14 protein-coding genes and 2 tRNA genes are annotated in these 19,846 nt (G+C 66.2%); 6 read left to right on the top strand and 10 right to left on the bottom strand.

Annotated elements, in window-relative coordinates:
* Positions 1–19: 19 nt before the first annotated feature.
* Genes AC1GI4_RS00005 through AC1GI4_RS00025 form a run of 5 tightly spaced genes read right to left on the bottom strand, consistent with a single transcriptional unit; the run spans position 20 to position 9,822 of the window.
* Positions 20–2,098: a glycoside hydrolase family 97 protein gene (locus AC1GI4_RS00005; protein ID WP_479628096.1), complete on the bottom strand. Its 2,079-nt coding sequence runs from the start codon at positions 2,096–2,098 to the stop codon at positions 20–22.
* Positions 2,095–3,708 (bottom strand): alpha-glucosidase family protein, encoded by a 1,614-nt coding sequence (locus AC1GI4_RS00010; protein WP_479628097.1) that lies wholly within the window; start codon positions 3,706–3,708, stop codon positions 2,095–2,097. The genes AC1GI4_RS00005 and AC1GI4_RS00010 overlap by 4 nt, the downstream gene beginning before the upstream one ends.
* A complete protein-coding gene (locus AC1GI4_RS00015; RefSeq protein WP_479628098.1) occupies positions 3,708–5,501 on the bottom strand; it encodes an alpha-amylase family glycosyl hydrolase in 1,794 nt (597 codons plus the stop codon). The genes AC1GI4_RS00010 and AC1GI4_RS00015 overlap by 1 nt, the downstream gene beginning before the upstream one ends.
* On the bottom strand, positions 5,498–7,024 hold the full coding sequence (locus tag AC1GI4_RS00020) for a tryptophan halogenase family protein (RefSeq protein ID WP_479628099.1): 1,527 nt from the start codon (positions 7,022–7,024) through the stop codon (positions 5,498–5,500). Before AC1GI4_RS00020 ends, AC1GI4_RS00015 begins: the two co-directional genes overlap by 4 nt.
* 59 nt (positions 7,025–7,083) lie before the next feature.
* On the bottom strand, positions 7,084–9,822 hold the full coding sequence (locus tag AC1GI4_RS00025) for a TonB-dependent receptor (RefSeq protein ID WP_479628100.1): 2,739 nt from the start codon (positions 9,820–9,822) through the stop codon (positions 7,084–7,086).
* A 205-nt stretch (positions 9,823–10,027) separates the two neighbouring features.
* Here AC1GI4_RS00025 and AC1GI4_RS00030 point away from each other — a divergent pair, with 205 nt between their 5' ends.
* Positions 10,028–11,059: a LacI family DNA-binding transcriptional regulator gene (locus tag AC1GI4_RS00030; protein ID WP_294272228.1), complete on the top strand. Its 1,032-nt coding sequence runs from the start codon at positions 10,028–10,030 to the stop codon at positions 11,057–11,059.
* A 32-nt stretch (positions 11,060–11,091) separates the two neighbouring features.
* Complete coding sequence (locus AC1GI4_RS00035; RefSeq protein WP_479628101.1) at positions 11,092–12,573, top strand: MFS transporter; 1,482 nt, start codon at positions 11,092–11,094, stop codon at positions 12,571–12,573.
* Between the two features lie 129 nt (positions 12,574–12,702).
* Here AC1GI4_RS00035 and AC1GI4_RS00040 read toward each other — a convergent pair whose 3' ends face one another.
* The 5 genes from AC1GI4_RS00040 to AC1GI4_RS00060 all read right to left on the bottom strand — a co-directional run bounded on the left by AC1GI4_RS00040 (position 12,703) and on the right by AC1GI4_RS00060 (position 17,811).
* Positions 12,703–13,998: a sensor histidine kinase gene (locus tag AC1GI4_RS00040; RefSeq protein WP_294272265.1), complete on the bottom strand. Its 1,296-nt coding sequence runs from the start codon at positions 13,996–13,998 to the stop codon at positions 12,703–12,705.
* A 49-nt stretch (positions 13,999–14,047) separates the two neighbouring features.
* Positions 14,048–14,767, bottom strand: coding sequence for a response regulator (locus AC1GI4_RS00045; protein WP_294272235.1), 720 nt, complete (start codon positions 14,765–14,767; stop codon positions 14,048–14,050).
* Positions 14,768–14,848: 81 nt separating this feature from the next.
* Positions 14,849–15,376, bottom strand: a complete 528-nt coding sequence (locus AC1GI4_RS00050) for an EF-hand domain-containing protein (RefSeq protein ID WP_479628102.1) — start codon at positions 15,374–15,376, stop codon at positions 14,849–14,851.
* A gap of 117 nt (positions 15,377–15,493) precedes the next feature.
* Positions 15,494–16,735 carry a TetR/AcrR family transcriptional regulator gene (locus AC1GI4_RS00055; protein WP_479628103.1) on the bottom strand — a complete coding sequence of 414 codons (1,242 nt, stop codon included), beginning with the start codon at positions 16,733–16,735 and terminating at the stop codon, positions 15,494–15,496.
* Positions 16,736–16,905: 170 nt separating this feature from the next.
* Positions 16,906–17,811: an acyl-CoA thioesterase gene (locus AC1GI4_RS00060; protein ID WP_433910286.1), complete on the bottom strand. Its 906-nt coding sequence runs from the start codon at positions 17,809–17,811 to the stop codon at positions 16,906–16,908.
* A gap of 133 nt (positions 17,812–17,944) precedes the next feature.
* On the opposite strand from AC1GI4_RS00060, the gene AC1GI4_RS00065 reads away from it, so the two are divergent.
* The 4 genes from AC1GI4_RS00065 (at position 17,945) to AC1GI4_RS00080 (ending at position 19,725) form a co-directional block, all read left to right on the top strand.
* A complete protein-coding gene (locus tag AC1GI4_RS00065; protein ID WP_175311425.1) occupies positions 17,945–18,121 on the top strand; it encodes a hypothetical protein in 177 nt (58 codons plus the stop codon).
* Between the two features lie 90 nt (positions 18,122–18,211).
* A complete protein-coding gene (locus AC1GI4_RS00070; protein WP_479628104.1) occupies positions 18,212–19,432 on the top strand; it encodes an AI-2E family transporter in 1,221 nt (406 codons plus the stop codon).
* 57 nt (positions 19,433–19,489) lie between these two features.
* Positions 19,490–19,566 (top strand) — tRNA-Asp (locus AC1GI4_RS00075).
* An 82-nt stretch (positions 19,567–19,648) separates the two neighbouring features.
* Positions 19,649–19,725 (top strand) — tRNA-Asp (locus AC1GI4_RS00080).
* Positions 19,726–19,846: the final 121 nt, after the last annotated feature.

A 19,846-nucleotide genomic window follows, 5' to 3' on the forward strand; every position in this document is an offset into this window, starting at 1 on the left:
TATGGGGGAGGAAGATGTTTCAGAGCGCCTTCAACCGGATCGCCTGGCCGCCGCCGGGGGCGAGCGACAGGGTGAGGGTGTCGCCCTTCTTCACCCGCCTGGTCTCGAACGCGATCGAATGCCGCGCATCGGTGGCGTAGGTCGCGCCGGGGCCATCCTTGTACACCTGCGCCTCATAGGTCTTGCCCGAATCGAGGAAGTCGAGCGTCACGGTCATCTCTCGCGCATTCTCGTCGGTGATCGACCCGACATACCAGTCGCGGCTCTTCCGATCCCGACGCGCGAAGGTGACGTAGTCGCCGACTTCGCCGTTCAGGACGCGGCTGTCCTCCCAGTCCACCGGCACGTCGGCGATGAACCGGAAGGCTTGCGGATATTTCGCGTAATTCTCCGGCGTGTCGGCCGCCATCTGCACCGGCGAGTAGAGCACGACGTAGAGCGCCAGCTGCTTGGCGATGGTCGACTGGATCGGGCTGTTGTCGCTGCCGGTCAGGCTGAGCACGCCCGGCGTGAAGTCCATCGGGCCTTCGAGCATCCGGGTGAAGGCCAGGTTGACCTCATGCTCGGGCGGGTTCTTGCCCGGCCAGGCGTTGTATTCCATGCCGCGCGAGCCCTCGCGCGCCAGCCAGTTGGGATAGGTGCGGCGCAGACCCGTGTCCTTGACCGGCTCATGGCTGTCGATCGACACCTTATATTTGGCGGCAGCCTCCAGCACGCGCAGATGGTGGTTCACCATCCACTGGCCCTCATGCCACTCGCGTGACACCGAGCCGTCCGGGTTCACCCGCTCGATCTGCCCGGCATCGGCGACATAGCCGGTCTTGACGACATGCTCGCCATGATCGGCGGCGAACTTGAAGGCCGGGTCGAACTGGCTCTCATAATGGCTGACTGCGCCGCCCGTCTCGTGATGGCCGATCAGCGAGACGCCCTTGGCCTTGGCGTACTCCGCCAGCGCGTCGGCATCGAAGTCCTCCGCCGGGGTCGCGAACTGCATGGCCGAGCCGTTGCCCGCCCAGTCGCCGTCCCAGCCGATATTCCATCCCTCGACCAGCACGCCGGGAATGCCGTATTTCGATGCGAAGTCGATATAGGTCTTCACATTCGCGGTCGTGGCACCGTGGCGAGGGCCGCGCGCCCAGCTCCATTCGCCCTTAATCATCTTCCACCAGACGCCGACGAACTTGCCCGGCTTCACCCAGGATACGTCGCCCAGCTTGTTGGGCTCGTTCAGGTTCAGCATCAGGTGGCTCATATAGAGGCCGCCCGCATCGGGCGCGATCAGGAAGGTGCGCCACGGCGTCGTCCAGGCGCCGGTCTTCACGACCTTGGGCGCGCCCGAGCCGGGGGTCAGGACCGCCTTGAAGCTGTTCCCCTCGGTCTTCATCACCGCCATGCTGGCATAGTCGACCAAGGCCGCCTCATGGATGGCGATGTGCGTGCCGTCGTCCAGCTTCATGGTGATCGGCGTCGCCGCCGTGCCGACCGCGCTGATGGGCGTGCGGTTGTAGAGATACTCCTCTCGATTCCACAGGAAGGCGGGCTTCCACCAGGCGGTTCCGTTCTGCGCGATGTTGAACTCGGTCAGCTCCTCGGCGATGTTCGCATGGGGCATCGCCTGCTGCTCGGGAAATTCGTAGCGGAAGCCGACGCCATCGTCCTGCACGCGGAACACTACGTCATAGCGGCGATGGAGCGCGCTCGACTCCATCAGGCGGACGCGCATCTCGCGGTGATTGTCGCGAATCGTGCGCCATTCGCCCCAGGGCTGGGTCCAGCTGCTGTCCGACTTGGCGTGGGTCACCGTCTCGATCTTCAGCCCACGCTCGATCTTGGGCGCGTCGGTGAACATCATGCCCAGGCGTGAGGGCGCGACGATCGCCTTGCCGTTCCGCGCGATCATATAGACCGCGCGACCGTCATTGTCGGTCGAGACCTGCACCGTGATCTTGCCGTCGGGCGAGGTTTCCACCGCGTCGGGCTGTCCGGCGGGCTTGGCGAATTTGAACGTCTCGTTGACCGCTGGGTTGGCGGGGCCGTTCTGGGCCTGGGCGGCGCTGGCGATCAGGCCGAGTCCCAGAGCGATGGTGGTCTTCATGCAGTCATCTCCCGGATCGCCGCCCCGAACGCGCCCAGGCGTTCGTCGGTGGCGCTATTGATCTGGACTAGCACCCGCCCGCCGCGTGGCAGGGCAGGGGGCAGGGTCACGGGCGTGTCGCCCAGATTGAACAGGCAGAGCAGGCGCTGGTCGCCCTCGCGCCGCTCGAACGCGAGCAACTGTTCGTCGGCGTGGAGCAGCGTCAGGTCGCCGACCGCCAGCGCGGGCGTCTCGGCCCGCAGGCGGACGAGGTGGCGGGTGAGGTTCAGCAGCGAGTCCGGGTCGCCGTCCTGCCGGTTGACCGCCAGCCCGGCATGGTCCGGCCCGACCGGCAACCAGGGCTCGGCATCCGAAAAGCCGCCGTTGATCGCGTTGCTGCTCCACGGCATCGGCGTGCGCACACCGTCGCGCGACAGGGTCAGCGGCCAGTTGGCGATCGCTTCCGGGTCGACCAGTCGCTCGAATGGTACGTCTACCTGGGTCAGCCCCAGTTCCTCGCCCTGATAGACAAAGGCATTGCCGCGCAAGCTGAGCAGCAGCAGCATCTTCATCCGCGCGAACGCCTCGCGATGCTCGGGCGTCGTCCAGCGCGACACGGCGCGCGGCGCATCGTGATTTTCGAACGCCCAGCTCGGCCAGCCCATGCCCGGCTCGGCGGGCCATTTCGCCACCGCCTCGGCTACGATGCGCGGGGTGAGGCGATCGGCATAGAGGAAGTCGAAGCCGTAGGCGGTGTTCAGCCGATGGTCCCCGGCGGTGAACAGCTTCATCTCGCGATCCGCCTCGTCGCCGCCGACTTCGGCCACGGTGAAGCGGTCGCCATAATCGTCCAGCGTGGCGCGAATCCGCTCTAGCAAGGGGACGATGTCGGCGTGGCTCTGGTTGTAGAGCTTCAGCTGGAAGTCGAAGGGCCGGGTGCGCGTCTTGCCATTATCCGGCGCGGGTGGGTTATCGCGCAAGGACGGCTCGTGCATCATGAAGTTGATCGCATCGAGCCGGAAGCCATCGACGCCCCGGTCCAGCCAGAAGCGCGCGGTCGCGAGCAGTTCGGCCTGCACGTCCGGATGATGGACGTGAAGCTGCGGCTGTTCCTTCAAGAAATTGTGCAGATAATATTGCCCGCGCCGCGCGTCCCAGGTCCAGGCGGGGCCGCCGAATACCGACTGCCAGTTGGACGGCGGCGAGCCGTCGGGCTTGGCATCGGCCCAGACATACCAGTCGGCGCGTGCATTGGTGCGGTTGGCGCGGCTCTCGGTGAACCAGGGGTGCTCGTCCGAGGTGTGGCTATACACCTGGTCGATGACGACCTTCAGCCCCAGCGCGTGCGCCCGCGCGACCAGCGCGTCGAAATCGGCCAGCGTGCCGAAGATCGGATCGACATCGCGGTAATCCGCCACGTCATAGCCGAAATCCTTCATCGGCGAGGTGAAGAAGGGCGACAGCCAGATCGCGTCCACGCCCAGGCTGGCGACATGGTCCAGCCGCGCGGTGATGCCGGGCAGGTCGCCGATGCCATCGCCATTGCTGTCGGCAAAGCTGCGCGGATAGATCTGGTAGATCACCGCGCCCTTCCACCAGGGGCGGGGGGCGGTGGGAACGCTCTCGGTCATCAACGGCTCTCCGCCGCGCAGACGGCATAGCCGAAGGCGGGCAATTCCAACATCAGGCTTCCCGGCGCGGCGGCGCTGGGCGAGCAGGTTCCGGCCATGGTCGCGAAGCGCGTCGACCCGGTTTCCACCTGTACGGCCTGGGCGATCGGCTTGGCCGAGGTGTTGAACGCGATCAGATATTCGCGGCCCGTGGCGGGATCGAAGCGCGAGACGGCGAACAGGCCGGGCGCATCACCGCGCGCGCGGATGAGCTGCCGCCCCCGCGTCAGCGCCGGATTGGCGGTGCGCAGCCGGGCTAGCATCGCGATTTCGCGGTAGAGCGGGTGGCTGGGCACGAAGCTGTCGGTCGCGGTCGTCTTGGTCGTGCCGACCAGCTTGTTGTCATTGTAGCTCGCGACCTTGCTGGCGAACATGTCCTCGCGCGCGTCCTGGTCGTTGCCGTCGCCCGCAAATCCCTGTTCGTCCCCCGAATAGATGGTCGGCACGCCGCGTAGCGTCAGCAGCATGGCATGGCCGAGTTCGACCCGCTTCAGGATTTCGTCGTCAGACGCGTTGGGGTTCGCGGCCCGAACGTCGCGGGCGAAGCGGCCATGATCGTGATTGCCGAGGAAGGTCGGCAGGATATCCGCCGTCGCTTCTTCCTTGGCATACAGCACGTCACCCTCGAACAGATTGGAAAGCACGCGCGTCGGCTTGTTCTCCGCGACCGTCTGGATCACCGCGTTCATGAAGGCGAAGTCGAGGACGGCCGGATAGTCGGCGATCTTGGTCCAGCGCGCGAGATAGCCGGGCTCCATCCCCGCCGTCACCTCGCCGAAGATGTGGAAGTTCGGAATGCCCTTGGCCTTCGCGCGCGCCAGCATGGCGGGCACGAAGCTGCGCCAGAACTCCGGGTTCACATGCTTTGCGGTGTCGATGCGATAGCCGTCGATGCCGAAGCGGTCGATCCAGCTGCCATAGATGTCGATCATGCCCGAAATGACGCGCGGATTTTCGGTGTAGAGATCGTCCAGCCCGGAAAAATCGCCGGTGGTCGAGCTTTCGTCCTCGAACGTCGTGTTGCCGCGATTGTGGTAATAGACGGGCTCGTTGAGCCAGGCAGGCGTCTTGGCGTTCTTCTCCGACGCCGGAACGTACGGCGTGTAGGCGTAATTCGGATCGGTCAGCTTCGCGAAGTTCGCCGGGGTCTGGACATCGTCGCCCAGAAAGCCCGGATTGATCGCCGCGCCCTTCACCCCGCCGCGGCGCTGATAGGGATAGCTCGCGCGGTCACGATACGGACAGGGCGAGCCTTCGCCGCATTCGCGATACTGGATCACGTCCGCCGTATGGTTGACGATGATGTCCATATAGACCTTCATCCCCCGGCCATGCGCGGCGTCGATGAAGGCGTGCAGATCGGCCTCGCTGCCCAGATGCGGGTCCACGGTCGTGAAGTCGGTGATCCAGTATCCGTGATAGCCCGCGCTCTCCTGCCCCTTGGCGCCCTGCACGGCCTTGTTCTTGAAGATCGGCCCCAGCCAGATCGCGGTCGCGCCCAGGCCCTGGATATAGTCGAGCCGCTTGGTCAGGCCCTTCAGGTCGCCGCCATGGTAGAAACCCTTGTGCGTCGGATCGAAGCCGGTGGTCAGCGGGCCACCCTTCAGGCCGCCGCGATCATTGGCGGTGTCGCCATTCTCGAAGCGATCGGGCAGCACGAAATAGATCACCTCGTCCTGGGGCAGGCGCTGGCGGTAATCCTGTGCGGCGAGCGGCGTGGCGGTCGCCAGCAGGGCGAGCAGCAGCTTTTTCATGCGAAAACCTTTTGGGCAGGGGCGGCGCCATGCGCGGCGAGGAAGGCGTCGTGCGTCGGCAGCCGGGCGGCCACCTGCGCGGCATGACGCCGGGTGAGGTTGAGGAAATCGTCGAGCTCATGCGCCGACAGCGTCTCCGGGAGCGCATGATGGCCTGCGGGCAGGATACCCTGACCGATCATCACCTGCAGCCAGGCCGCTTCGGCGAACAGCTCATCGCCTTCGCGCCGAAAGCGGCCATTGGCGCGGAACAACGCGATCCGGGCTGCCAGACTTTCGGGCAGCGGCACCGCGCGGCGCTCCGTCCAGAACGCTTCGTGCCGGGCGTTGGCGTGATAGTGGAGGATCAGGAAATCACGGATGGCCAGCCATTCGGCCGCCGTTTCGCGATTATAGGCGTCGATCTCCACCGGCTGGAGCGTCTGGCCGGGCCAATACTCCAGCAGCCGCGCGATCCCCGACTGGATCAGGTGGATGCTGGTCGACTCCAACGGCTCCAGGAAACCCGCCGCCAGTCCCAGCGCGACGCAGTTGCCGACCCAGGCGCGCTTCCGTCGCCCGGTGGTAAAGCGCAAGGGGCGCGGCGCGCCGATCGCTTCGCCGCCCAGCGCGGCCAGCAGGCGGTCGGCCGCTTCGTCGTCGGACAGATACCGGCTGTCATAGACGAGGCCGTTGCCGGTGCGATGCTGAAGCGGAATGCGCCAGCGCCACCCGGCACCATGCGCGATGGCGCGGGTATAGGGGGGCAGGGGGGAGGCGCGCTCGCCCGTCACCGCCAGCGCGCGGTCGCACGGCAGCAACTCGGACCAGTCGTCGAACGGCTCGGCCAGTGTCTCGCCGATCAGCAGCGCGCGAAAGCCCGAACAGTCGATGAAGAGGTCGCCCGGCTCGCGGTGTCCGCTCTCCAGCGCGACATGGTCGACCCGTCCGGCCGCGTCGCGTGCGACCGACGCGATCTTGCCTTCGATCCGCACGACGCCCACCGTCTCGGCATGACGGCGCAGCAGCGCGGCGTACAGGCTGGCGTCGAAATGATAGGCCCAGGCGAGGCCGCTGGGCAGGTCGGGGCGGCCGGGATCGGGGGCGAAGCGGCCCGCCATCGCGGCTTGTGCGCCCGGACTATGGCCCCAGAGCGAGGCGGGGTTCGCCGCGCCGCCGCCGCGCAGCCAGTAATGGTGGAAGGGGACCAGCCCCAGCGCGCGACCGATGCTGCCAAAGGCGTGGAGATAGCCGCTGCCTTCGCCAGACCAGCCCTCGAACCGGATGCCCAGCTTGAAGCTGCCATGGGTGGCGCGCAGGAACTCGGCTTCGTCCAACCCCAGCATCTGGTTGAACAGGCGAATGCCGGGGATGGTTGCCTCGCCCACGCCCACCGTGCCGATCGCGTCGGATTCGATCAGGGTGATACGGGTGGAGGCTGGCACGAACCGCGCCAGCGCCGCCGCCGTCATCCATCCGGCGGTGCCGCCGCCGACGATCACGACCCTTTGGGCGATATGGTCAGCGGCGGGGCGGGAGTCCATGCGGCGTCTCACAGTCGGGAATCCCGCGCCGGGTGGGCACCCGGCGCGGGAAACGGGTATCAGAAGCGATAGGTAAACCCGGCCAGGAACCGGCGGCCATAGCTCTGATAATCGATCACCTCGTCACGGCGACCGCCATTGGTGGTGACGAAGGGCGTGTCGGTCAGATTCTGACCCTGGACGAACAGTGACAGGCCCTTGAACGTGCCTTCCTGGAAGTCATAGCCGATCTGGCCGTCGACGATCGTCTCGTCGATCGCGCGGCGACGGACGCGGTTGGCGCCGAAGCCCGACAGCTCACCCACGAAGGTCGAACGGTAGCGAACCGAGCCGCGGATGTTCAGGCCCCACTTCTCGAAGAAGGCGGTGCCGTTCGCCACCCAGCGCGAATAGCCGGGAATATCCTCGGGATCGCCACCCGGCGTCGGGGTGATCTCGGTCTTGGTGTACGAGCCGCCGCCGGTCAGGCCGAAGCCGTCGAGGAAGCCGACCAGCTGGCCCAGTGGCAATGTGCCCGCCAGCTCGACACCATAGATCTTGCCGCCGGTGCCGTTGATCGGGCGAGTGATCCGCCCCTGCGTCGAGATGCCGACCGGCACGGCGGCGGGCAGGGGTAGGCCCGCATAGTTGTAAGGCTGCTCAAGATTGTAAACGAAGCTCTTGAGATCCTTGTAGAAGCCCTGCGCTGCCAGATAGCCGCGTGTGCCGAAATATTTCTCGACGGTCACGTCGAACGAGTTCGAGCGGATCGGGCGCAGATACGGGTTGCCGCCATTGCCCGAGATGATGCCCTGCGCCGCATCGAAGCCATAGGAGAGTGCGACACGCATATCGTCGAAGCGCGGTCGCATCATCTGACGCGCGGCGGCGACGCGGAACACCCAGTCGCTAGGCAGACGCAGCGACAGGTTAGCGCTGGGCAGGATGTCCCAATAATCGTCGCCCTGAACGATGTTGGTATAGCCGGTACCGTTATAGACCAGCCCGCGCGACTTCTGCTCGGTGCCGACCGCCTGCACGCCGACATTGCCGGTCAGTTCGGCCGAGCCCAGCTGCGCCTTCAGGTCCGCCTGGATATAGGCGGTCATCAGATGCTCGGTGGTGGTGTACGCCTTGGCGGGCACGTCCGGGCTGGTGTTGGGCGTCAGAACGATCACACCGCCCGCCAGCAGCGCACGCGGATCATAGCTGAGCATCGGCCCCAGACCCAGATAGGTCAGGTCGGTCGGCGCCTGGCGATATTGTTGCGGCAGCGGGGCGATGAAGGCGCCGCCCGGCAGCGTGACGAAGGACTCGTTGGGCGCCAGCGACTTGGCGTGATCGGTATAGTTCAGGCCGAAGCGCAGCGCGCTGACGATTGGCGTCTCGACCTCGCGCTCGATCTCGACCCGGTACTGCTTGATCTCGTCGGTGATCTTGCGGTCGTTGAAATAGCCGGTCTGGCGCGTCGAGCCGCCCCAGCCCAGGGGGTCGGTCAACTGGATCAGGTTCGGATCGGAATAGTTCAGCGTCGGCTTGAATACGGTGCCGGTGCGGCCGGTGGTGAAGCCGATCGTGTCGGTCGCGCCCTTGCCCTGCCCATAGCCGGTGCCGCTATAGGTCTCCAGCGTCACTTCGTCGCGGTCGGTGCGCGAATAGCTGAGGTCGATGAACGCGCTCCAGCCGTCATCGCCCTTATACTTGCCGTTATAGCCGAACGAATAGAGCTTGGCCTTGCGCTGGAACGAGTCGTTCCGGATCACGCCCTCGACATTGTTGAAGGTGCCCGAAGTGACCAGGCCGTTGTTGACGACGGCATTGGTCAGCGACGTACCCGAACCCCATTGCAGCGGCAGTTCGATACCGCGCTTGATCTGGTCGTCGTTGAAGTCCGAATAGAAGCCGTCGAGCGTGCTGGTGAAGGTGTCGCTCATCCGCCACTGCACCGTGCCCGAAAGACCCAGCCGCTTCAGCGTGGTCGAGGTGACATAGGATTTGGACCCGCCAATGACGTCGACCGGCTGGCCGCCGACCGTGGTCTGGGCATAGCCCCAGGCATTGCCTTCCTGAATCTGGTACGGTTCGTTGAGGTAGCTGGCGGACAGCGCGACGCCGATCGTATCGTTCGCGAACTGGTCGACATAGGTCGCGCTGGCGCGGTAGCCGAAGTCCTTCGACCCCGCATTCAGCTTGCCGATATCGGCATAGGTGCCGCGCGCGCCGACCGAGATCACGCGCTTGCCGTAATCGAGCGGACGGATGGTCTTCAGGTCGACCGTGCCCGACAGGCCCTGGCCGATCAGCCCGGCATTGGCGGTCTTGTAGATCAGGACCTGGTTGACGACTTCCGCGGGATACTGGTCATATTCGACCGCGCGATTGTCGCCGGTCGAGGTCTGCTCGCGGCCGTTCAGCAGCGTGGTCGAGAAGTCGGGTGCAAAGCCGCGGATCGAGATGGCGTTGGAGCGGCCGTTGACGCGCTGCGACGTGACGCCGGGCAGGCGGGCGATCGACTCGGCGATCGAGGCGTCGGGCAGCTTGCCGATATCCTCGGCCGAGACGGACTCGACGACCAGATCGCGGTTCTTCTTCTCGGCGACGGCGTTTTCCAGCGCGGCGCGAAAGCCGGTGACGACGATATCGCCGGGTTCCGCCTCGGCCTGAGCCTGCTGGGCGGCGGTGTCGGGGGAGGCGGGCGCGGGGACGATGGTGGTCGTCTGCGCGAAGACCGGCGCGGCGATGACCATGGCCAGCGTGCTGACCCCGAGCTTCAGGAACGAGCGCGCGGCATCGGCCGGCGCCACAGGGCGAACCGTCATGAAATCCCCTCCAGGAAACCCCGCCTTCATTCAAGGGACGGGTATGGTTGTTGCCCTCCCTGTGAAATTGTTCGGGTCGAAAAGGAATGAAGCCGCATACGTATTCAATGCGGCCGTTTCGGCCTGTTGCATTATTACGACAGCACTTCGACTTACCCCGCATCAGGAAAGCCGGTAAGCGAAGTGGAGAGGAGGAAGCACGGATTTGGCTGGTTCGCGTAAGCCCACGTCGTTCGACATCGCGCAAATGGCGGGCGTATCGCAGCCGACGGTAAGTCGTGCCCTGCGCGGCAGTCCTTCGGTCAGCGCCGCGACTCGCGCGCGGATCGAGGCGATCGCGAAGACCCTGAACTACACGGTCGATCGGGCCGCTTCCAATTTGCGCAGCGGCCAGACGCGGACTCTGGCGCTGTTGCTGTTCCGCGATCCCTCGCCGGGGCGGACGCTTATCAATCCCTTTTTCCTCGGCATGTTAGGCTCGATCATGGAGAGCTGTGCCGAGGTCGGGTACGACCTGCTCGTCTCGTTCCAGAATCCGACCAGCAACTGGCAGGCGGATTATGAGGACAGCCACCGGGCCGATGGGCTGATCCTGCTGGGCTATGGTGATTATGCCGCCTATCGTGAGCAATTGGAGACGCTGGTGGCGCGCGGCACGCATTTCGTGCGCTGGGGTTCGGTCGCGCCGGGGCAGCCGGGGCTGACCATCGGCTGCGACAATCATGCGGGCGCCCTGGCGGCGACGCGGCATCTGGTCGCGCAGGGACGCAAGCGGATCGCCTTTCTGGGCGATGCGACCGACCATTATCCCGAATTTCACGACCGCTATCGCGGCTATTGCGATGCGCTGGCCGAGGCGGGGCTGACCTGCGACCCCGCATTCCAGGTCGGCGCGATCTCGAGCGAGGAAGAGGGCGAGCGGGCCGCGCGCGAATTGCTGGCGCGGGGCAAGCCGTTTGACGGTATCATGGCGGCGAGCGACCTGATCGCGCTGGCCGCGATGCGCGTGCTGGCCGAGGCGGGGCTGCGCGTACCGGGCGATATCTCGGTGGTCGGCTTCGACGATATTCCGGCGGCCAGCTTTGCGCATCCGCCGCTGACGACCGTGGTGCAGGATGCGGCGGCGGCGGGCCGGTTACTGGTTCGCGCGCTTCTCGCCGAAATTGTCGGCACATCGCCGACGCCCAATCTGCTGCCCGCCACCCTGGTCGTGCGCGGGTCGAGCATCCGGCCATAAATCGCAACGATAACAGAAGTCTGGGAGAGGTTATGGAGAAGCCGCGTCAAGGCTTTTGGGGGTTGTGGAACACCTCGTTCGGCTTTTTCGGCATCCAGATCGGCTTTGCTCTGCAAAACGCCAATGTCAGCCGCATCTTCCAGTCGCTGGGTACGGCCGAGAAGGACCTAGCCTTTCTCTGGATCGCGGCCCCATTGACCGGGCTGCTCGTCCAGCCGGTGATCGGCCATTATAGTGACCGGACCTGGGGCCGTTTCGGGCGGCGGCGGCCCTATTTCCTGGCGGGTGCGGTGCTGGCGACGCTTGCGCTGGTGGGGATGCCCAATGCGGGCGGGCTGGTCGCGGCGGCCATGCTGCTGTGGTTGCTCGACGCCTCTCTCAACATCTCGATGGAGCCGTTCCGCGCCTTTGTCGGCGATATGCTGCCCAGCCGCCAGCGGACCTCGGGCTATGCGTTCCAGACCGGGTTCATCGGCGCGGGCGCGGTGCTGGGATCGCTGGCTCCGATGCTGCTGACCGATGTGTTCCATGTCGCCAATGTCGCCGGGCCGGGCGAGGTTCCGCCCTCGGTGCGCTACGGCTTTTACATCGGCGCGGCGGCGCTTTTCTGCGCCGTGCTATGGACCGTGCTGACCACGCGCGAATATTCCCCCGAGCAACTCGCGCGTTTCGCCGATAGCGACGAAGGCCAGGCGGTGCACAGCGATGCCAAGCCCAGCGGCACGATCCGCACGGCGCCTTTGTGGATCGTCGCGGGCCTCGTGGTGATCGCGGCGGTCAAATGGTTCACCCTCGACAAGCCGGTCTATCTGCTCGGTGGCGGCCTCAGCGCCTTCGGCCTGGCCCAGATCGTCAGCGCGATGCTGGTGCGGGCAGGCAAGGGGCGCAATGCCCTCAGCCAGATCCTGGCCGACCTGTCGGCCATGCCCTCCACCATGAAGCGGCTGGCGCTGGTGCAGTTCTTCACTTGGTCGGCGCTGTTCATCATGTGGATCTACACCACGCCGATCGTCGCCGAGCGCGTCTTCCACACTAGCGACGCCAACAGTGCGGCGTTCAATGCGGGTGCGAACTGGGTCGGCGTGCTGTTTGCGGTCTATAGCGGGGTGGCGACGCTCTGGGCCTTTGCTCTACCACCGCTGGCGCGGGCGATCGGGCGGCGGAACACGCATATCCTGGGCCTGCTGTGCGGCGCGACGGGGTTTGCGTCGTTTCTGGTCATTCGCGACGCGTGGTGGCTGATGGCGTCGATGGTGCTGGTCGGCATCGCCTGGGCGTCGATCCTGACCATGCCCTATGCCATTTTGTCGGCCGCACTTCCGGCAGAAAAGCTTGGGATTTACATGGGGTTGTTCAACATCTTTATCGTCCTGCCACAGTTGATCGTGTCGTCGATCATGGGCGCGGTGGTCGGGTATTTCTTTCCCGACAACCTCGTCTGGGCGATGGCGATCGCCGCCGGGGTGATGACGCTGGCGGCAATTGCGATGCTGCGGGTGGCGAGGGACGCGTGATCCTCCCCGGTACGGGGAGGGGGACCGCCGCGTAGCGGTGGTGGAGGGGGCGTGCCACTGAGGACATCCTTAGCAGGAGCCCCCCCTCCGTCAGGGCTTCGCCCTGCCACCTCCCCGTATCGGTGAGGATTAGCGTGGCAGGGTGATCGTCGCGGCCAGCCCGCCACCGGGCCGGTTGGCGAGGCGGATGTCGCCGCCCGCCTCGCGCACGATCGAGCGGGCGAGCGCCAGGCCCAGGCCGACCCCGCCGGTTTCGCGATTGCGCGAGGTTTCGAGGCGGGTGAAGGGATCGAACACCGTCTCCAGCTGATCCTCGGCGATGCCGGGGCCCTGGTCGGCGACGATGATCGCGACATGCTCGGCCTGCGCATCGATGCGGACATCGGCGGTCTGACCATATTTGACCGCATTCTCGATCAGGTTGCGCACCGCGCGCCGCATCAGCGAAGGGCGCAGCTTCAGCCGCAGCCGCCCGCCTTCCTCGAAGCTGACATCCTGGCCCAGATCGTGAAAGTCGGCGACGACGGCATCGACCAGCGCGTTCAGGTCGACATCGGTCGCCGCCTCGCTGGGGCGCCCCATCCGCGCGAGCGAAAGGATGTCCTCCAGCGTCTTGTTCATCTCGGCGATGGTGTCGGCCATACGCAGCCGGTCCTGCTCGTCCTCGACCGATTCGATCCGCACCCGCAGCGCGGCGAGCGGCGTGCGCAGGTCATGCCCGATCGCGCCCAGCATCCGGTCCTTCTCGTCCAGCATCGCCCCGATGCGCAGGCGCAGGGCGTTGAACGCGGCGATCAGGCCTGACACGTCGAGCGGCCCCTGTTCGGGGATCGGCTCGCCGCGTTCGCGCGGGTCGAACCGCTCGGCCGCGCGGGTCAGGTCGCGCAAGGGGCGCGAGATTCGGCGTCCGATCCACAGCACCGGCAGCAGGATGATGCCGTAGAGGATCAGCGTCTGCGTAATCAGCCGCCAGACCAGGAACAACCCGTCGCTGGGCCAGAAGGATCGTGTAACCAGCCAGCCGCCACCTTTTCGCTGCACGGCGATCAGCAACTCCTCGGCGGGGGGGCGCCGCTTGTCGAAGCGGCGGCGGGGCCAGTCGAAATCCTCCGGTCGGAACGGGCGCACGCCGGTGACGACCTGCTCGACGGGATGCCCCGCCTCGGCAAGACCTTCGCGGATCAGCGTTTCGACTTCCGGTACGCGGGGCAGATTGCGGCGGATCGGGTTGTTCAGCACGGCGCGCACCCGCCCGCGATCGGGCGAGATCGGCTTGCCGGTCGCGGCGCGGTCGATTGCATCGTTTAGACGCGCGATCGCCGGGCCGGAGGTCTGTTCGAGGAGCAGGCTGCGTCGCTCGCGCAGCAGCAGGGTAAAGCTGATCGCCTGCGCCACGAACAGCGCGATGGCGAGCAGCAGCGCCATCTGCGCCGCCAACCGACGCGGCCACAAACGCAAGCTCACAAACCGGCCTTCACAGGCGGGTGACTTCGGCGGCCAGCGTATAGCCGCCGCCCCAGACGGTCTTGATGATCTCGGGCGATTTCGGGTCCGCCTCGATCTTGCGGCGCAGGCGGCTGACCTGATTGTCGATCGCACGGTCGAAGGCGGCGGCCTCGCGCCCCTGGGTCAGGTCGAGCAGCTGGTCGCGGGTCAGCACCTGGCGCGGACGGCTGACCAGCGCGAGGAGCAGATTGTACTCGCCGGTCGAGAGCATCACCGACACGCCCTCGCGGTCGACCAGCGAGCGCTCGCCCGATTTCAGCACCCAGCCCGCAAAGGCATAGGAGCCGCTGTCGGGCGCATGGTGCCGCGCGCCGCCCGCCTGGGTCCGGCGCAGGACGACCTTAACTCGGGTCGCCAACTCGCGCGGGGAAAAGGGCTTTACGACATAATCGTCCGCGCCCATCTCCAGCCCGACGATCCGGTCGGTTTCCTCGGCGCGCGCGGTCAGCAGGATGACCGGCACCTCGCTGGTCGCCGCGACATGGCGGCACAAGCTGAGGCCATCCTCGCCCGGCATCATGATGTCGAGGATGACGAGGTCGATCGCATAGGCGGCCAGCCGGGTGCGTGCCGAGGCGGCATCGCCCGCCTGCGTCACGCGAAAGCCCTGCTTGGTCAGATAGACGGCCAGCGGCTCGCGGATCGAACGCTCGTCATCGACGAGCAGCAAATGCGGCGTTTCGGACATGGGTTCTGGATCTAGCATGACGGACGCAGGCCGCAAAAGGGACGGACAGCGGGAGAGCAGCCCGCCCCTTTCGTCACCGGCTCAGTTGGCGTCGGACTGCGACGGAGCCTGGCCGGGGGCCATCCCGCCGCGATGACGACCACCCCAGCGCGGCGCGGCGGCGCGTTCGGTCGCGTCGATCTTGCCGTCATGATTGGTGTCGAGCCGATCGAACATGGCGGTGGCGCGGGCGCGGAAGGCGTCGGCGGTCATGGGCTGCGGCGCCGGGCGAGCGGGCCGGTCTCCGCCTGCGCGGTCGCCACCGGGGCGGCGCGCGGCGTATTCGGCACGGCGCTGCTCGCGGTAGGCACGCATCTCGTCGGGGGTGACGGTGCCGTCGTGATTGGCGTCCATCGCGGCGAAGCGCTGATCGGCCGCGGCGATCGGGGCGGCGCGGGTGATGGTGCCATTCGCATCGGGCTGCACGCCCATCAGGCCGCCGCGCATGCCCCCATGCATTCCGCCGCCGGGCGGGGGCGGGGCGTCGGTCTGGGCCTGAACGGCGGTTGCGGACAGGAGCGCGGCGCCCAGCAGGAGGGCGGGGGAAAGGCCGAACATGGTCTTTCGCATGATTGGGGCATCCTCTTGGCGGCAAGGTGAAGTCCCTGCCGAACGATGCCCCTTCTGCGCCTCGGCTGTCGCCCGATCATGTCGGGTTGCCCGCGCTTTTGTCGCAAATTGTGCGGTTCAGTTCAAGAAACGGTCATCGAACATGCCATAGAGGATCGTTGAAGCGTAGAGCGCGATGGCGCGGGGGCGCTCCATGGTTCCGGCCCATTTGCGCATGTCGAAGGCGGCATTCTGGATCGCCATCAGCGCCTGGGCTGCGATCAGCGCGTCGACGGCGCGGATCGAACCTTCGCCGACCCCGTCCATGATCGTGCCCGCATAGCGCCGCGCGATCCGGTTCGATCGATCGACCATCTGCGCGCGCACTTCGCCCGACAGGCTGGACAGCGCGCTGGTGCGCAGGAGGGGGCCGCGCTCGGCGAACTGGATGTCGAGCAGCGTCGCGATCGCGCTCGACAGCCGGTGCCAGTGGCTGCCCCCGGCGGCATCGGCCAGTTGCTGCGCGGCGGTGATCGTGTCGAAGCTGCGGCGATAACAGGCCGCGACCAGATCGTCCTTGGCGTCGAGATGGTGATAGAAGCTGCCCTTGGTCACGTTCAGCTCGGAGGCGATGCGCTGTACGCTGGCGCCGCGATAGCCGAGCTGGTTGATGAGCCGCGTCGCGGCCAGCAGGAATGCCTCGCGTCCGGGCTCGCCGTCGCGCGCACCCGGCGCGTCCATGTCAAGCATGGTGGGGCGCCAGGTCGATCCGGGGGCGGCGATGCCATGGGTCAGCACGTCGAGCAGCCGTTCCTCGACCCGGCGATATTGGTCCGGTTCGTAGCGGTCGAGCCACATCGGCAGCCAGAACGTATTCTCCAGCAGGACATGGGCGCGTGCGCCGTACAGGTCAGTATGCGCACGGCTGGGAGCGGGGCCCCACAGGCTGCGGGTCGCGCGGAACACCTTCTGCCACCCGGCCATCAATTGGCCGCGCAGCGGCTCCTCCATGGCGCGCAGGTCCGACAGCACGGCGAAGGGCATTTCCTCGCCGCGTTCGATCCGGGCCAGTCGCTCCATGTTGATCGACAGATAGCGCGCGACGCGGGCCTGCGGCGTCGCTTCGCCGGCGGCCTCGGCCAGCATCTCCAGCAATCGTTCCAGCGTATGCTCGAACGCCGCCGCCGCCAGCTCTTCCTTGCGGCGGAAATAATAGGTGACGCTGGTCGTGTTCAGCCCGACCCGACGCGCGACTTCGGCAAAGGTCATGCCCTTGGCCGATTGCTCGTTGATGACCTGTGCCGCCGCCGCCAGGATGGCGTCACGCTTTTGCAGATAGCGGTCGGTATTCCGCCCCTCACCGACGGACGTCGCCGCCATGCCTTTTCATCCCCTCCGTCATCATCGGCCGCAGCGCGGGCGATCCACGGTATTTAGAAGCGAAAGTCTTGTCCGTCACCGTCATTTCACCGCTTTTGCGACGGAAGTCGGCGATTTCCCAAGGGTCGTCCTAAAGCCGGTATGTCCGATCGGGCCGTATGACGGACGCGTCAGGCTTGCGTCGCGGGTTTGCGGAGCCGGATCAGCCCCTCCTGCGCGACGCTGGCGACCAGTCGGCCGTCGGCGGCAAAGATGCGCCCCCGGTTGAACCCGCGCGCATGGCCCGCCCAGGGGCTGTCGGTCGTGTAGAGCAGCCATTCGTCGGCGCGAAACGGCTCGTGCAGCCATAGTGCATGGTCGAGGCTGGCGGTCTGCATGTCATGGATCAGCCAGTTGATCCCGTGCGGCAGCGTCGAGGTGCCGAGCAGTGCGAAATCGCTGGCATAGGCCAGGATGGCGCGATGGAGTGCGGGATCATCGCCAACCGGCGCGACCAGCCGGAACCAGATCGCCTGGACCGGCTCGCGTGGTTCGGGTGCGAGCAACTGGCGCGGATCGACGGTGCGGAGCTCGATCGGGCGCGGGCGCTCCAGAAAGGCGCGGATGGGGGCGGGGACCCGCTCGCCGAGACTGTCCAGCAGTTCGCGTTCGGAGGGCAGGGTGTCCGGCGCCGGGACATCGGGCATCGCGTCCTGATGGTGCATCCCATCCTCGGGCGTCTGGAACGAACACGCCAGGTTGAGGATCGGCTTGCCCTTCTGCATCGCGATCACGCGGCGGGTGGCAAAGCTGCGCCCCTCGAAATCGCGTTCGACCCGGTAGGTGATGGGGAAGCGCTCGTCGCCGGGACGCATGAAATAGGCGTGGAGCGAATGGGCCGTCTTCGGCGCCTCGGTCGACCGCTGGGCGGCCTGCAGCGCCTGAGCGATGACCTGCCCGCCAAAGACGCGCCCTTCGCCGCCGGGGCGTCGCGCGCCGCGATACAGGTCGGTGTCGATCTCCTCGACATCCAGTAGCGCGACCAGGCCCTGGGCCAGTTGCTCGGGCGTGAAACGGGGAGGGGTATCGCGGTCCATGATCGGCGTGATGCTGTACGTTGACGTAAACGTCAATAATGGCTTGGCCTTCGGGTCATGTCGGTCGGCCTGAAAGGGCTTTGACGCTGTTGGGGGGCTCGCTACACAGTCGGCAACGATCTGGGAGAAGGCGATGGACGGTTTGAACGAAGACGGCGTCTCTGAGCGCGCCGAGTTGCACTTCCTGGCGGCCCTGACCGAGGAGCTGATGCGCCACCTGATGGAGGCGGGGGTGCTCAGCCGGACCCAGCTCCAGTCGATCGAAAATGCGGTGGCCGAGCGCACTGGCGGCATTCCCCGCGCCTGGTAAGGCGACGGCATCCTTCTACATTACCAAAACGTCATGAAATGGCGGCGTTAGCGGCTTTCCTGCGTTCGGAAAGCCGCTAACGTGACTGTCATGAGTGACGCGCAAGACGAGCTGATCGACAAGGCCTATCCGGCCGGTGATTCGGTCCTGGGAACGCCGGTAGGGGTGGGGCCGCGCGATGCGGTGCGGATCGCCATGCGCCGCGACCGGCTGCTGGCCGGGCTGACCCTGACGGCGGGGGCGGGCTTCATCCTGGCCTTGCCCTTCGCGTTGCACGAGGGGGCCGAATTCTTCCTGCCGCTGACCACCGCGCTGGTCATCGCGATCGCGCTGGTCCCGATATTGGAATGGCTGGAGCGGCGGCGCGTGCCCTCGGCGCTGGCGGCGCTGATGTGCGTCCTGTTATTTCTGATCGTCGCCAATATCGCGCTGGCCGCGATCATCGTGCCCGCGACCGACTTCTTCCGCCTGCTGCCCAGCCGGATCGGGCGTATCCAGGACAATCTGGCACCACTGCTCGATCTTTACTCCAGCCTCGAGCGCTATGTGAACAAGGCGCTGCGCCAGGTCGCCTCGACCCCGATCCGCCAGCCGCAGACCGCCGCTGTCTCGCCCCCCAGCTCGATCCTCGAGCTGGCGGCGACCTCGGCACCGGGGCTGATCGTCCAGTTCCTGTTCGGGGTCCTCGTCGTCTTCTTCGTGCTGTCGGGTTGGACCCGGATGCGCAAGGAGACGATTCGTGGGCGCACCAGCTTCGACGGCGCGATGGCGACCGCACGGGTGATCCAGGAGGTCGTGGACGATGTTTCGGCCTATCTGGGCACCATCACCATCATCAACCTGACGCTGGGCGGGGCGGTGGCGGGCGCATTGTCGCTGTTCGGCATGCCCTATCCGCTGATGTGGGGCGGTATTGTCGCGCTGCTGAACTACATCCCCTATTTCGGGCCGGTGATCGGCGCGCTGTTGCTGGCGGTGGGGGGGCTGATGACCTTCAGCGACATCTGGGTCGCGCTGGCCCCCCCTGCGATCATGTACGGCATGCACCTGATCGAGGCGAACCTCATCACGCCCCTGATCGTCGGCCACCGCCTGACCATCAGCCCGGTGCTGATCCTGGTCTCGCTGAGCTTCTGGGGATGGGTCTGGGGCACGTTGGGGGCTTTGCTCGCGGTGCCGCTGCTCATCATCCTGCAAACCGTCCTGAAGGCCGCCGGAAAGCCCGATATTGCAGGCTTCCTGTTCGAGCATGGAACGCTCACCCATCTCGACCGTGAAACCGATCCGCAGGACGTTCCGCAAGAAAAATGAAATGATGCGTTGACAGGCTCGGGAGGCTCGCCTAGTTGGCGCGCCTCGACGCTTTCAGCGGGTGTAGCTCAGTTGGTTAGAGCGCCGGCCTGTCACGCCGGAGGTCGCGGGTTCGAGCCCCGTCACTCGCGCCACTCTCCTTGTGGGAATGGCTGAAAATATCGAAATCCCCATTGGGGCTGATGCCGATTATGGTTGGCATCGTATGGCTTTCAAGCGGGTGTAGCTCAGTTGGTTAGAGCGCCGGCCTGTCACGCCGGAGGTCGCGGGTTCGAGCCCCGTCACTCGCGCCATCCTTCGGGATGGCGCTTTTGTTTTCAGCAGACATGATTGGGCTGGGTGCTCACTTTGGTGTGAGCTAGCCTCGGTGTATGCGCTGCTCTGTTTCTGGAAGCCCTGCTTCCAACATCCCCA

The organism is Sphingomonas sp. 77B (assembly GCF_056497825.1).